Genomic DNA, 13769 nt, shown 5'->3' with positions numbered 1-13769 from the left:
CCCGGCGCGCACAGTGAAGCAGCGCACACAACCCAGCGTTGTGCCTTCACAACAGATGACCTCTACTGACGCCGCGGTAGGTAGTGCACCATGGAAATCGCGACCCGTGGGTCCAACGACGAACTTGCGGGTACCTACAGACCCACATCATCGCGATGCCGCGGCCCGACAGCCCGCCCCGCGGCCGCACATCGGCCCGATCTGAGGCCAGATCCGCCCTAAGGAACGAGAACGCCACATGACCACCGCACGTCCCGTCAAGACCCGCAACGACGGTCAGTGGGCGCTGGGCGATCGCGAACCGCTCAACCACGCCGAGCAGTTCAAAACCGACGACGCCCCGCTCAACGTGCGTGACCGCATCATCAACGTCTACTCGAAGCAGGGCTTCGACAGCATCGCCAAGGACGACCTGCGCGGGCGGTTCCGCTGGATGGGCCTCTACACCCAGCGTGAGCAGGGCTACGACGGCAGCTGGACCGGCGACGAGAACACCGACAAGATCGAAGCCAAGTACTTCATGATGCGGGTCCGCTCCGACGGCAGGGCGATGACCGCGCACACGATGCGCACGCTGGGGCAGATCTCGACCGAATTCGCCCGCGACACCGCCGACATCAGCGACCGCGAAAACCTGCAACTGCACTGGGTTCGGATCGAGGACGTGCCCGAGATCTGGCGGCGGCTCGAACCGGTGGGCCTGCAGACCACCGAGGCGTGCGGTGACTGCCCCCGCGGCATCCACGGCTCGCCGCTGGCCGGCGACTCGCTCGACGAAATTCTCGACGCGTCACCAGCGATCGACGAGATCGTGCGGCGCTCGCTGAACAACCCCGAGTACGCGAACCTGCCGCGCAAGTACAAGACGGCGGTCTCGGGCCTGCAGGACGTCTCCCACGAGACGCATGACGTCGCGTTCGTCGGCGTCAACCACCCCGAACATGGCCCCGGCCTGGACCTGTGGGTGGGCGGCGGACTGTCCACCAACCCGATGCTCGCCCAGCGGCTGGGCGTGTGGGTCCCGCTGGACGAGGTCGCCGACGTCTGGGAGGGCGTCACCCAGCTGTTCCGCGACTACGGCTACCGCCGGCTGCGCGCCAAGGCCCGGCTGAAGTTCCTGGTCAAGGATTGGGGCGTGGAGAAATTCCGCGACGTCCTGGAGACCGAGTACCTGAACCGCCGGCTGATCGATGGACCTGCGCCCGCGCCGGTCAAGCAGACCATCGACCACGTAGGGGTGCAGCGGATCAAGAACGGGCTGAACGCCGTCGGCGTCGCGCCGATCGTCGGGCGCGTAACCGGCAGCACCCTGTCGGCCGTGGCCGACCTGATGGAGAAAGCCGGCTCCGACCGCGCGCGGTGGACCCCGTTTCAGAAGCTGGTCATCCTCGACGTCGCCGACGACAAGGTCGACGAACTGGTCGCGGGGCTGGAAGCGCTCGGCCTGCCGTCGCGGCCGTCGTCGTGGCGCAAGAACACCATGGCGTGCACGGGAATCGAGTACTGCAAGCTGTCCTTCGCCGAAACCCGGGTCCGGGCACAAACTTTGGTGCCCGAGCTGGAACAGCGCCTGGCCGACGTCGATTCCAGGCTCAACCTGCCGATCAGCGTGCATCTCAACGGATGCCCCAACTCGTGCGCCCGAATCCAGGTGGCCGACATCGGGTTCAAGGGCCAGTGGATCGACGACGGCGAGGGCAACTCGGTCGAGGGTTTCCAGGTGCACCTCGGCGGCGGCCTGGGCGAGCAGAGCGGCTTCGGCCGAAAGCTGCGGCAGCACAAGGTCACCAGCGCCGAACTCGGCGACTACATCGACCGGGTGACACGCAAGTACCTCGACGGTCGCCAGGACGGCGAGACCTTCGCGTCCTGGGCGCTGCGCGCCGACGAGGACGAATTGCGCTGAGGCCGCGATGAACACACTCGTACTCACCGCACACGGCAGCCGCGACCCCCGGTCGGGCGCCAACGCCGAGGCCGTGGCCGACCGCCTGGCGGCGATGCGGCCCGACCTCGATGTGCGGCTGGCGTTCCTCGAGCTCAACACGCCGAGCTTCGCCGACGTGCTGGCCGGGTTGCCGGACAGCCGCCGCGCGGTGGTCGCCCCCTTGCTACTCGCCAGCGCCTATCACGCGCGCCTGGACATCCCCCAGCAGATCGCCGACGCCGGCGCCCACGGCATCCGGCAGGCCGACGTGCTCGGTGAAGACGAGCGACTGGTCGCGGTGCTGCGCGAGCGCCTTGCCGAGGTTGGGGTTTCGGAACTCGACGACGGCCTCGGGGTGATCGTCGTCGCGATCGGTTCGTCCAACCTCGCCGCGAACGCACGCACTTCGAAGGTGGCGGCCAGGCTGGCCGCCGGCACCCAATGGGCTGGAGCCACAACGGCGTTCGCCACCCGGCCCGAGGCGTCGGTGGCCCGGGCCGCCGATCAGCTGCGCGGCCGCGGCGCGCGCCGGCTCGTCATCGCGCCGTGGTTCTTGGCGCCGGGCCTCATCACCGACGGGGTGTCAAACTTCGCCCGCGACAACGGCATTCCGATGGCGGCGCCGCTGGGCGCTCATCGGCTGGTGGCCGAGACCGTGCTCGACCGCTACGACGAGGCGCTGGCCGAGGACGCCGCGGCCTGAGCCTTCGACGCCGCCGCGCGGCCGAGGATGTGGCTGAGCAGGTCGCGGATCGCTCCCGGCGGCGGGGTACGCCCGCCGACCCAGATGGCCCGAAACTTACGGCGTAGGTCCAACTTCGGGATGTTGACCGCGTGCAGGCGACCGTCGGCCAGGTCGTCGGCGACGGCCAGCCGGCTCATGGTCGCCGGTCCCGCGCCCGCGAGCACTGCGGCGCGCATGGCCGCCGCGGAGGTCAATTCCAGCACGGGTGCGGCCTGTTCCATATCTTCGCCGAGCACCTTGCGCAACGCGGCCGTCAGCGAATCACGGATGCCCGAATGCAGTTCGCGGGCCACCAGCGGCGTCTGCGCGAGCTCGCGCGCGGTCACCACCCGCCCCCGTCGCGCCCACTTGTGGTCGGGCGCAACCACGATCACCAGCTCGTCCTCGCCCACCACGCAGCTTCCCAAACCCTTTGGCGTACCGGGGTTTTCGACGAATCCCAGGTCGGCGCTACCATCGCGGACCGCGGCGATGGCATGGTCACTGTTGGTGGCGGTCAAAATCACCTGGGGCGCGGTCTCGCCGCGCCGCGTCGCCTCGGTCTGCAGCGACAGCAGCCAGTGCGGCATGAGTTGTTCGGAGATCGTCTGACTGGCCGCCACCCTGATGCGTTCGCGGCCTTCCTTGCGCAGCGAACCCAGGCCCGCGTCGACCTCGCCCGCGACCTCGAGCAGGCGGGTTGCCCAGTCCGCGACGATCAGCCCCGCGGGCGTCAGTTGCGAGCCCCGCGTGGTCCGGACGGCCAGGGTGACGCCGATCTGGGCCTCCATCGCGGCAAGCCGTCGCGATATCGCTTGCTGGGTCAGCCCGAGCTCGCGCGCGGCCCGGCCCAGGGTGCCGGTCTCGGCGATCGCCAAAAACGCCTCGAACGAGGCGAGGTCGGGCAACCGGGGGCTCAGCGGCATGGGCGGCGGCTCACAATCAAATCGTGTGACACAACTATAGCTTGTGACACCACAACGCGAAGCCTCTATTCACGCCCACGCCCGAGCCGGAACAATCGGGCGCATGACGCGTGCCGGCTGGTAGCCCCCGCGGGCGCCGTCGCGCTAAATTAGCCAGCCAGACCGTATTTGACTGCTCGCAGCCGGCTGACCCCGCTAGCCAGAAGGAAGGACATCACCCGTGGCCTACGTGATCGCCGAACCCTGTGTCGACATCAAAGACAAGGCGTGCATCGAGGAATGCCCCGTCGACTGCATCTACGAGGGCGCCCGGATGCTCTACATCCACCCCGACGAGTGCGTCGACTGCGGTGCCTGCGAGCCCGTATGCCCCGTCGAGTCCATCTTCTACGAAGACGACCTGCCCGACGAGCACAGCCAATACCTGCAGCTCAACGCCGATTTCTTCACCGAGCTCGGCTCGCCCGGCGGCGCGGCGAAGGTCGGGCTGACCGAGAACGACCCGGCCCCGATCAAGGAGCTGGAGAGCAGAGCAGAGGCGTCGTAGCCGCACCCGTTTCGTAAGGTGAGGCAATGCGGATAGCCCGAATCGTCCACGTCCTCCGGCAAACCGGGTCGTTGGCGGTCACCACCACGACCGCGGCGTCCACCATCAACGCCTACCGGCCGTTGGCCCGCGGCGGATACCCCTCGCTGTTTTCGTGGATGTTCGGGCTCGTCGTCACCGAATTGCCACTGCAAACGCTGCTGACCCAGCTCGGTGGACTGGCGTTGACCGGTCGCCGCCTGACCAAGCCCGTGCGAATAGCCGCGTGGATCGTCGCCGGTCTCTCCGCACTGGGTCTGCTGAACCTCAGCCGCGCGGGCCATCGGGCCAATGTGCCCCTGACCGAGGCCTTGGACAGCGGATTGGGGGCCGACCGGCTCACGGAGTCGGGCGGCCTGTGGCGGCGGCCGTCCGGCGGTGGCACCGCCAAGACCCCGGGGCTGGTGCGCATGCTGCGGATCTACCGCGACTACGCCCACGACTCCGACATCAGCTACGGCGAATACGGCAGCGCCAACCACCTGGACATCTGGCGACGCCCCGACCTCGACCCGGCCGGCAAGGCGCCGGTGCTCTTCCAGATCCCCGGTGGCGCCTGGACGACGGGAAACAAACGCGGACAAGCTCATCCGTTGATGAGCCACCTCGCCGAGCTGGGTTGGGTCTGCGTCGCGGCCAATTACCGGCACAGCCCGCGCAACACCTGGCCCGACCACATCGTCGACGTCAAGCGCGCCCTCGCCTGGGTCAAGGACCACATCGCCGAATTCGGCGGCGACCCGGACTTCGTCGTCGTCACCGGCGGCTCGGCCGGCGGCCACCTGACGGCGCTGGCCGCGCTGACGCAGAATGACCCGCAGTTTCAGCCGGGATTCGAGGACGCCGACACCCGGGTGCAGGCGGCGGTTCCGCTGTACGGCATCTACGACTTCACCCGGTTCGACAAGACGCTGCACCCGATGATGCCGGCGATGCTGATCAAGTCGATCATCAAGCAGAAGCCCTCCACACACCTGCAGACGTTCGAGGCCGCGTCACCGGTCAACCACGTACGCGCCGACGCTCCCCCGTTCTTCGTCCTGCACGGCACCAACGACTCGCTGGCCTACGTCGAGCAGGCCCGCACGTTCGTCGAGCGACTCCGACAGGTCAGCGCGCAGCCGGTGGTGTACGCCGAATTACCGCTCACCCAACACGCTTTCGACATCTTCGGCTCGGTCCGCGCCGCACACACGGCGGTTGCCATCGAGCAATTCCTCGCCGAGATCTACGCAGCGCACCTGCGGGCCGATGTCGTTGCGGCCCCCGAGGTGTCGTAACCGCTAGGACTTCGGACGCACCCCCGCGGCGCGGTACACGAACAGCGGTTCCACCGGAAACCGCAACGTCGTCCTGGGTAGAGCTCCCAGCACCTCGTCCGGAATCCTCTTCTTGTAGTTGAGCTTCATCGAGCCGCTGAACGCGGCGTCGACTCCATGAAGGTCGATGTCGATGCCGAGTCCCTTGCCGGTGATGGTGGCCCGGCCCGGCCCGAAGTCGGTGTCCCACGGGCAATCGACGGACCGCAGGTTGGCGTCGCCGCGCGCGGGAAAGGTGGCGACGATTCGGGCGGCGCTGAACGCGAACCCACCCGTATACCGCGAGACGCCGGAGGCCGAATACACCCCGGGCACATGGCCACTGAAGTGGCGGACCACCCCCACCCGGCCGGCGCTGAAAATGATCCCCTCGGCGTCGAGTTCCGCACGCAGCGCCGCGGGCAACTGGCCGATCTGGGACAGATTGCGAAGGAATCCGAACACGTCCGAACCGTAGCCTCGCGGCTGGCGTCGCGCAGGCTTATTGCACCGTCACGGTCAGCGTGTAGGTGCACGCCGGTTTGGCGTCCTTGCCCACGAAGCTCGTGTACGAGGTGCTGACCGTGGTGCTTCCCGGCTTCAAAGCGGCGAACGTCCACTCCTCGTTGCCCGGCGCCCCCAGCGCGTCAGAGGTCGGCTGGACGAACTGGTGGCCGAGTTGCTTGATGACGGACGCATCGCCGATGGTCGTGTCGGGCGTCCACCGATACGGGGTGGTGTAGTTCGAGCCCAACTCCACCACCAGGGTGTTGCCGACCGACAGGGTGACGTTCTGCTTGATCTCACTCTGCGTCAGCACGTCGTTCATGGGGACCTGGAGCGTCTTGGTCGACGGCGGGTTTCTGGAGGCGAAGTGGCAGCCCACCACGGTCGACAACATCAGCACGGCGACTGTTGCCAGCAGCCTGACCCTCACCGAATCCCCCTTCGATTTCCCGCCCCGGAGCCTAATAGGTCTGATCCAGACCGAAGATAGGCGACGACGCCGCGGATCGCCGCGTCCGGCAGGATGGGCTGGTGTTTGGCCTCGAACTGATCGTCGCCCTGGTGTCCACCGTCATCGTCGGGACGGTCATCGGCCGGCGCTATCGCGTAGGTCCCCCGGTGTTGCTCATCTTCCTGGGCGTCCTGCTGGGGCTCATCCCCCATTTCGCGCACATCAAGGTCAACGGCGAGATCGTGCTGTTGCTGTTCCTTCCCGCGATCCTCTACTGGGAGGGCCTCAACACGAGCTTCCGCGAGATCCGGGCCAACGCACGCATCATCGTGTTCCTCAGCGTCGTCCTGGTGATCGCCACCGCGCTGGCGGTGTCGTGGACGGCGCGAGCGCTGGGCATGAATCCGCACGCCGCCGGCGTCCTGGGCGCGGTCCTGTCGCCCACTGACGCGGCCGCGGTGGCCGGTCTTGCGAAGAAGCTGCCGCGCCGATCGCTGACCGTGCTGAAGGCCGAGAGTCTCATCAACGACGGCACCGCCCTGGTGCTGTTCGCCGTCAGCGTCAACGTCGCGATCGGTGGGTCAGCGATCACCCCGCCCGAGGTGACCGTGCGGTTCATCGTTTCCTACCTCGGCGGAATCGCCGCCGGTCTGCTCGTCGGTGGCGCGGTGACCATGCTGCGCAAGCGAATCGACGCCCCCCAGGAGGAAGGGGCGTTGAGCCTGGTGACGCCGTTCGCGGCCTTCCTGCTGGCTCAGTCGATGGAATGCAGCGGCGTGGTCGCGGTGATGGTGTCCGCCCTGGTCCTCGCATACGCCAGCCCGTTGGTGATCCGGGCCCGTTCGCGGCTGCAGTCCTTCGCCTTCTGGGACATCGCGACCTTCCTGCTCAACGGCTCGCTGTGGGTGTTCGTCGGTGTTCAGATCCCGGGAGCGCTGCGCGGCATCGTCGGCGTCGACGGCGGGGTTCGGCATGCCCTGTTCGTGGCGCTGGTGATCACCGGCGTGGTGATCGTGTCGCGCATCTTCTGGGGCGAAATCACCACGCTGCTGATCCGGCTGATCGACCGCCGCCAGGTGCAACGCGAACGCCGGGTCAACTGGCGCCAGCGCTTCGTCACGGTGTGGGCGGGGTTCCGCGGGGCCGTGTCGCTGGCGGCGGCGGTTGCCGTGCCGATGACAACGCTGAGTGGTGCGCCCTTCCCCGACCGCAGCCTGCTGATCTTCATCGTGACGGTCGTCATCCTGGTGACCGTCCTGGTCCAGGGCAGCACGCTGCCCGCCGTGGTGCGGTGGGCGAACATGCCCGAAGACGCGACCCACGCCGAGGAACTGCATCTGGCTCGATGTCGGGGATCGCAAGCCGCCCTCGCCGCGCTGCCCACGGTCGCCGACGAAGTCGGCATCGGCGACGACCTGAGGCGGCGGCTGCAAAAGGAGTATGAGGAGAAGGCGGCGCTGGTGCTGGCCACCGAGAACGGTGAACCAAACTCCCGCATACTCAAGGGCCGGGAAAAGGTCCGGCGCGTGCGGCTTGGCGTGCTCGAACACAAGCGCCGGGAAATCACCTCGCTGCGCAACCAGAACCTCATCGACGACATCGTGCTGCGCGAATTGCAGAACGAGATGGACCTCGAGGAAGTGCAGCTGCTCGCCGCCGCTGCCGACGACGACGACGACGACGACGAATAGGCCCCGTCGGTGGCCGACCGTACAGTCGGCCCCATGCTGCACACCGTCGCGATCCGTGGCTATCGCTCGCTGCGCGAGGTGATCCTGCCACTGGGCCGGCTATCGGTGATCACCGGCGCCAACGGCGCCGGCAAATCCTCGCTGTATCGCGCCTTGCGCCTGCTGGCCGACTGCGGCCGCGGCGAGGTCATCGGGTCACTGGCGCGCGAGGGTGGGCTGAAATCGGTGCTGTGGGCCGGCCCCGAGCAGCTGGCCGGCGCCCGACGCTCCGGGAAGGCCGAGGGCACCGTCCGCACCCGGCCCGTATCACTCGAATTGGGCTTCGCCGCGGACGATTTCGGCTACCTCGTGGACCTGGGCATCCCGCAGTCGGCCGGGAAGTCGGTGTTCGCCCGCGATCCGGAGATCAAGCGGGAAGTGTTGTTCGCCGGGCCGGTGCTGCGGCCCAGTACGACGCTGGTGCGCCGGTCGCGAGTCTTCGCCGAGGCCAGCGCGGATTCCGGCAGCGGGTTCGACGAGTTGTCCCGATCGCTGCCGTCGTACTACAGCGTGCTCGCCGAATACGCCCACCCGCATGCGCTTCCCGAGCTCGCGGCCGTGCGAGAACGGTTGCGCGGCTGGCGGTTCTACGACGGCTTCCGGGTCGACGCGGGGGCGCCCGCGCGGCACCCGCAGGTGGGCACCCGCACCCCGGTGCTCTCCGACAACGGTAGCGACCTGGCGGCCGCAGTCCAGACGATCCTCGAGTCGGGGTTCGACGACCTCAACCGCGCCGTCGCCGAAGCATTCGACGGCGCCACCGTGTCGGTCGCCATCCACGACGGGTTGTTCGACCTCCAGTTGCGACAGCGCGGCATGCTGCGCGCGTTGCGTTCGGCCGAATTATCCGACGGCACATTGCGTTTCCTGCTCTGGGCCGCCGCCCTGCTGAGCCCGCAACCGCCCTCGCTGATGGTGCTCAACGAACCGGAGACCTCGCTGCACCCCGACCTGGTGGCACCGCTGGCGTCGCTGATCCGCACCACCGCCGCCACGACGCAAGTCGTGGTGGTCACGCATTCCCGGTCGCTGCTCGACTTTTTGGATACGGTTCCGCTGAGCGAGCGCTCCGACGGCGAGGCCATCGAGATCGAGCTGTACAAGGACTGGGGCGAAACACTTATCAGCGGCCAGACCTTGTTGACGACGCCCCGCTGGGACTGGGGCACGCGCTAGTCACTTGTCGCGGTCTTGTCTCCGCGTCGATTGTGCATCCTGGGCGGGCCCGCACCGGCGTGTCGCCGCCGTAGCTGCACGCTCAACGCCCTGAACGCACAGTCAACAAACAATTGCCCGCCAGGCAATCTTGCCCACTAGGCAACTTTGGCGTACGTTGGTCGCCATGACCGGGCTCCGTGAGCGCAAGAAGGCCGACACCCGGCGCGCGCTCAGTGATGCCGCATTGCGACTGGCATTCGAACGCGGCCTGGAAAACGTGACGCGCGAAGACGTCGCGAACATGGCCGGCGTCTCACTGCGCACGTTCAACAACTACTTCAGCGGCAAGTACGAAGCGCTCGCCTACCGGCAAGCCGAGCGTGTGCGGCGCAGCATCGCCGTGCTGCGACAGCGCCCCGCCGACGAACCGTTGTGGACGGCCCTCACCCACGCGGTGCTGGAACCCTTGGAAGCGGACTTCGGCGACGTGTACGGAGACGAGAACCGTGCTCCCAGCCGCCAAGAGCTTGTCGAGGTCCGAAAGCTGGTCATGCACCCGCAAGTACGGAACTCGCTGCCACACAACCTGTTCGACGAGTTACTTCAGGTGATCGCCGAACGCACCGGGACCGACCCCGACCGCGACCTGTATCCACGATTGGTGATGTCCGTCGTACGCGCCGTCGGCGATGCCGCCGCCGACGCGTATGTGCGGGCCGATCCGCCGGTGGCCATCACCGCACTGATCCGCGAGGGGTTCGCGACCGTCAGCGCTGGGCTACCCGAACCCCCCAGAAAGAAGGCACGCCATGGCTGACGAACACGTCGACGTGGTCATCGCCGGCGCCGGGCCCAACGGGCTGCTGCTGGCGTGCGAGCTGGCGCTGACCGGAATCAGGCCGGTCGTACTCGACGTGCTGCCCGGGCCCAGCTCCGAGCCAAAAGCCAACGGCCTTGTGGGACAGGTCATCCGACAGCTCGACATGCGTGGGCTATATCAAACCTTCACCGGTGACCAGGCGCCTCCATACCCGAACCCTGGATGGATTTTCGCGGCCATGGGGCTGGACTTCTCGGAGGTGACCGACAACCCGATGTATGTGCTGGCCATGCAGCAGCCCCGGCTGGTGCGGCTGCTGGAGAAGCGAGCCCGCGACCTCGGGGTTGATCTGCGCTGGGGCCATGGACTCGTCGACATCGAACAGAACCCGGAATCGGTTGCGCTGACGGTCTCGTCGCCCGAGCGCGAGTACACCATCGCCGCCGGCTATGCCGTCGGCGCCGACGGCGGCCGCAGCCTGGTCCGCAAGAGGCTCGGCATCGACTTTCCCGGCTTCACATCGCCGATGGTCGCCCGACTGGCTCACGTGCATATCCCCGACGAGTTCCACCGACCCTACAGCCGCATCGAGATTCCGGGATTCGGACTGCTTCCCTTCGGCCACAGCCGCTTTGACCGCGGCGGGATCATCTACGCCGAATTCGAGCCGGGCCGGTCGCTGCTCGGGACCCTCGAGTTCGGCCCTCCGGTCCCCGACGTTCCGGTGACTCTGACCGAACTCCGCGACAGCGCGCATCGCATCCTGGGCGTCGATATCCCGTTCGAAGAGCCGAAAGGCACTGGGCCGCACGCCCTTCGCCGCATCAACGGGCAGAACACCCGACACGCCGAGCGCTACCGCGATGGCCGGGTCCTGCTGCTCGGTGACGCCGCGCACGTGCACAGCCCGTTGGGCGGCCCGGGCTTGAATCTGGGGATGCAAGACACCATGAACCTGGGCTGGAAGCTGGCGGCCGAGGTCAATGGCGCGGCCCCGCCCGGATTGCTCGACACCTACCAGTCCGAACGTTACCCGGCGGGCCAGCGGGTCATGATGCACTCGCTGGCACAGATCGCCCTCATGGCGCCGGGCCCCGAGGTCGCCGCATTGCGAACGCTGCTGGGCGAACTCCTCACGTTCGCCGACGCACAAACGCACCTGGCGGCGCTGCTGGCGGGTGCCGACGTGCGCTATGACGTGGGCAACGACCACCCGCTGTCGGGCTGGCTGGTGCCCGACCTGACGCTCGATGACGGTCGACGGGTCGCCGAGCTGCTCCACGATGGCCGCGCAGTTCTGCTCGACCTCGGCGGCGGCGGCGCGGACACGGCGCGTGGCTGGGCCGATCGGGTCGACACCGTCAGCGCGGGCATCGCTGACGGGCCCGCCGCGGCGCTGCTGATCCGCCCCGACGGCTACGTCGCCTGGGCAGCCGACGAATTCGGCCCGACCCAGGAAACGGGCCTGCGGGCGGCACTTCAGCGCTGGTTCGGGCCGCAGACGGGCGGATAACGGCGCACCGAAGCGAAGTTCACACAGAGTTCAGGCCCGCGTCGGTTCGGCATTGGTGAGCGCACACGCGCACCGCGTGTCCTCACGGTATGCGCGTTGTACAGGTCGCCAACTTCTATGGCCCTCGCTCCGGCGGCCTCCGCACCGCGATCGACCGGCTGGGTGCGGAATACTGCGCCGCCGGGCACGAAGTCTTCTTGATCGTTCCCGGCCAGCGCGCTGAGCGCGCCCAGCTGTACACCGGCGTCGTGCGAATCACCCTGCCGGCCCGCCTGATTCCCTTGACCGGCGGCTACCGTGCGGTGCTGCCGGGCCCGGTCAAGGCGCTGCTGGCCGCGCTGCGACCCGACGCGTTGGAGGTTTCGGACCGCCTCACCCTGCGATCGCTGGGGCGGTGGGGCCGCGACTTCGGCGCCACGACCGTGATGATCTCCCATGAACGCTTGGATCGCCTTGTCGGGCAGGTTCTTCCGCGCCGTGCCGCGCGGAAGTTCGCCGACGTGGCCAATGCGCGCACCGCCGCGAACTACGACACCGTCGTGTGCACCACGGCTTTCGCCCGCGAGGAATTCGACCGGATCGGTGCCGACAACACCGTCACGGTTCCGCTTGGCGTGGACCTGCAGACGTTTCATCCGCGCCACCACTCGTATCTGGTGCGCGAGCGGTGGGCCGCGCCGACGCAGCTGCTGCTCATCCATTGCGGGCGGCTGTCGGTGGAAAAGCGTGTCGATCGCAGCATCGACGCACTGGGCAAGCTTTTGCACGCCGGTATCGACGCGCGACTGGTGGTCGTCGGCGAGGGTCCATTGCGGTCCCGGCTGGAGCGACAGGCCGCGCGACTACCGATCGACTTCACCGGCTTCGTCTCCGACCGCAACACGGTCGCACAGCTGCTGGCGACGGCCGACGTAACCCTGGCGCCGGGGCCGCACGAGACTTTTGGGCTGGCCGCGCTGGAATCGCTGGCATGCGGAACCCCGGCCGTGGTCTCACGCACGTCGGCGCTCCACGAGATCATCACCCCGGACAGTGGCGCCTCGGCCGACAACGACCCGGCCGCCATCGCAAAAGCGGTCAGCGCCATCGTCAATCGGCCGGAACGACAGCGTCGCATTGCGGCGCGACGCCGCGCCGAGGACTTCACCTGGCACCGGGCCGCGACCGGCATGCTGGCGTCCTTGGGCGCACCGGCCTTCAACGACCCGCGCGGCACTTCCGAGCAGACGGCGTAACGGTCACTAGGCTCGCAGCAGACCGCAAGGAGGATCCGGTGCGAGCACGCGATCAGGTGTTGATCACCGCCGCCGAGTTGGCGGACGTCATTCAGGCCGGCGACCCGGTGACCGTCCTGGACGTGCGATGGAGGATCGATGCTCCCGACGGGCGGCCGGCCTACCTGGACGCACACATTCCCGGCGCCGTGTACGTCTCACTCGACGATGACCTCAGCGACCACACGATCTCCGGCAGGGGCCGTCATCCGCTGCCGTCGGGACGCGACGTGCAGACCGCCGCGCGGCGCTGGGGAATCCGGCAGGACGCATTGGTCGTGGCGTACGACGACTGGAATCGCGCCGGTTCAGCACGAGCGTGGTGGGTGCTGACCGCGGCCGGGCTGCACAACGTGCGCATTCTGGACGGCGGCTTGGCCGCGTGGCGATCGGCCGGACTACATCTCGAGACCGGACCGGTCGATCCGCCGCCTGGGAATGTGACTGTGCCGCACCACGATCTGTATGCGGGGAGCCGGCGCACGCTGACGGCCGAGCGCATCGGCGAAGACACTGTGACGCTGCTCGATGCGCGCGCACCGGAACGCTACCGCGGCGACGTCGAGCCTCTCGATCCCGTCGCCGGCCATATTCCCGGCGCGAAGAATCTTCCCAGCGGCTCGGTACTGGCGGCCGACGGCACCTTCCTCGACGACGACTCGCTTGCACAACTGTTGTCCGATCGCGCGATCGAGCGTCACGATGCGGTGGCGGCCTACTGCGGCTCGGGCGTCACCGCCACGGTCGCGATCGCCGCACTCGCCGCGATGGGACGCGAGGCCGCGTTGTATCCGGGGTCGTGGTCGGAATGGAGCTCGGATCCCGCCCATCCGGTGCAACGCGGTGCCGAGTAGC

Annotated in this window: 13 protein-coding genes; 10 read left to right on the top strand and 3 right to left on the bottom strand. The window is 68.1% G+C overall.

All coding sequences use genetic code 11. From position 1 onward, the window contains the following. Positions 1 to 238 precede the first annotated feature (238 nt). Entirely contained in the window at positions 239 to 1906 is a 1668-nt protein-coding gene (locus AC5Y4T_RS04070) for a nitrite/sulfite reductase (RefSeq protein ID WP_499952213.1), read from the top strand. Between the two features lie 7 nt (positions 1907 to 1913). Beyond that, the gene (locus tag AC5Y4T_RS04065) at positions 1914 to 2630 is read left to right on the top strand and encodes a sirohydrochlorin chelatase (RefSeq protein WP_499952210.1); all 717 of its coding nucleotides are present in this window, start codon (positions 1914 to 1916) and stop codon (positions 2628 to 2630) included. Here AC5Y4T_RS04065 and AC5Y4T_RS04060 read toward each other — a convergent pair. Then, complete coding sequence (locus AC5Y4T_RS04060; protein WP_499952207.1) at positions 2594 to 3577, bottom strand: LysR family transcriptional regulator; 984 nt, start codon at positions 3575 to 3577, stop codon at positions 2594 to 2596. The genes AC5Y4T_RS04065 and AC5Y4T_RS04060 overlap by 37 nt on opposite strands. 220 nt (positions 3578 to 3797) lie before the next feature. Here AC5Y4T_RS04060 and fdxA point away from each other — a divergent pair, with 220 nt between their 5' ends. Then, complete coding sequence (gene fdxA, locus AC5Y4T_RS04055; RefSeq protein ID WP_499915711.1) at positions 3798 to 4124, top strand: ferredoxin; 327 nt, start codon at positions 3798 to 3800, stop codon at positions 4122 to 4124. 26 nt (positions 4125 to 4150) lie between these two features. Further along, positions 4151 to 5443 carry an alpha/beta hydrolase fold domain-containing protein gene (locus AC5Y4T_RS04050; protein ID WP_499952205.1) on the top strand — a complete coding sequence of 431 codons (1293 nt, stop codon included), beginning with the start codon at positions 4151 to 4153 and terminating at the stop codon, positions 5441 to 5443. Between the two features lie 3 nt (positions 5444 to 5446). Here the strand turns inward: AC5Y4T_RS04050 and AC5Y4T_RS04045 are convergent, their stop codons facing one another. Beyond that, the gene (locus AC5Y4T_RS04045; protein ID WP_499952203.1) at positions 5447 to 5926 is read right to left on the bottom strand and encodes a hypothetical protein; all 480 of its coding nucleotides are present in this window, start codon (positions 5924 to 5926) and stop codon (positions 5447 to 5449) included. 37 nt (positions 5927 to 5963) lie between these two features. Then, positions 5964 to 6398, bottom strand: coding sequence for a protease inhibitor I42 family protein (locus tag AC5Y4T_RS04040; protein ID WP_499952200.1), 435 nt, complete (start codon positions 6396 to 6398; stop codon positions 5964 to 5966). 101 nt (positions 6399 to 6499) lie between these two features. Between AC5Y4T_RS04040 and AC5Y4T_RS04035 the strand changes: the two genes are divergently transcribed. From AC5Y4T_RS04035 to AC5Y4T_RS04010, 6 genes are all read left to right on the top strand, one after another. Next, positions 6500 to 8110 (top strand): Na+/H+ antiporter, encoded by a 1611-nt coding sequence (locus AC5Y4T_RS04035; RefSeq protein ID WP_499952197.1) that lies wholly within the window; start codon positions 6500 to 6502, stop codon positions 8108 to 8110. 33 nt (positions 8111 to 8143) lie between these two features. Then, on the top strand, positions 8144 to 9325 hold the full coding sequence (locus AC5Y4T_RS04030) for an AAA family ATPase (RefSeq protein WP_499952193.1): 1182 nt from the start codon (positions 8144 to 8146) through the stop codon (positions 9323 to 9325). A 166-nt stretch (positions 9326 to 9491) separates the two neighbouring features. Then, entirely contained in the window at positions 9492 to 10124 is a 633-nt protein-coding gene (locus tag AC5Y4T_RS04025) for a TetR/AcrR family transcriptional regulator (protein WP_499952190.1), read from the top strand. Continuing rightward, positions 10117 to 11640 carry an FAD-dependent monooxygenase gene (locus AC5Y4T_RS04020; protein WP_499952186.1) on the top strand — a complete coding sequence of 508 codons (1524 nt, stop codon included), beginning with the start codon at positions 10117 to 10119 and terminating at the stop codon, positions 11638 to 11640. The genes AC5Y4T_RS04025 and AC5Y4T_RS04020 overlap by 8 nt, the downstream gene beginning before the upstream one ends. A gap of 89 nt (positions 11641 to 11729) precedes the next feature. Further along, positions 11730 to 12875, top strand: a complete 1146-nt coding sequence (locus AC5Y4T_RS04015) for a glycosyltransferase (RefSeq protein ID WP_499952183.1) — start codon at positions 11730 to 11732, stop codon at positions 12873 to 12875. Positions 12876 to 12913: 38 nt separating this feature from the next. Next, on the top strand, positions 12914 to 13768 hold the full coding sequence (locus AC5Y4T_RS04010; protein ID WP_499952181.1) for a sulfurtransferase: 855 nt from the start codon (positions 12914 to 12916) through the stop codon (positions 13766 to 13768). Position 13769 lies beyond the last annotated feature (1 nt).

Source organism: Mycobacterium sp. NGS11, from assembly GCF_059813315.1.
This window is presented reverse-complemented; position numbering and strand designations above follow the sequence as displayed.

Excerpts from the sequence above, each read along its gene's own strand:
- AC5Y4T_RS04070 (WP_499952213.1), top strand. The coding sequence starts at position 239 with ATGACCACCGCACGTCCCGTCAAGACCCGCAACGACGGTCAGTGGGCG.
- AC5Y4T_RS04065 (WP_499952210.1), top strand. The coding sequence starts at position 1,914 with ATGAACACACTCGTACTCACCGCACACGGCAGCCGCGACCCCCGGTCG.
- AC5Y4T_RS04060 (WP_499952207.1), bottom strand. The coding sequence starts at position 3,577 with ATGCCGCTGAGCCCCCGGTTGCCCGACCTCGCCTCGTTCGAGGCGTTT.
- AC5Y4T_RS04050 (WP_499952205.1), top strand. The coding sequence starts at position 4,151 with ATGCGGATAGCCCGAATCGTCCACGTCCTCCGGCAAACCGGGTCGTTG.
- AC5Y4T_RS04030 (WP_499952193.1), top strand. The coding sequence starts at position 8,144 with ATGCTGCACACCGTCGCGATCCGTGGCTATCGCTCGCTGCGCGAGGTG.
- AC5Y4T_RS04025 (WP_499952190.1), top strand. The coding sequence starts at position 9,492 with ATGACCGGGCTCCGTGAGCGCAAGAAGGCCGACACCCGGCGCGCGCTC.
- AC5Y4T_RS04020 (WP_499952186.1), top strand. The coding sequence starts at position 10,117 with ATGGCTGACGAACACGTCGACGTGGTCATCGCCGGCGCCGGGCCCAAC.
- AC5Y4T_RS04015 (WP_499952183.1), top strand. The coding sequence starts at position 11,730 with ATGCGCGTTGTACAGGTCGCCAACTTCTATGGCCCTCGCTCCGGCGGC.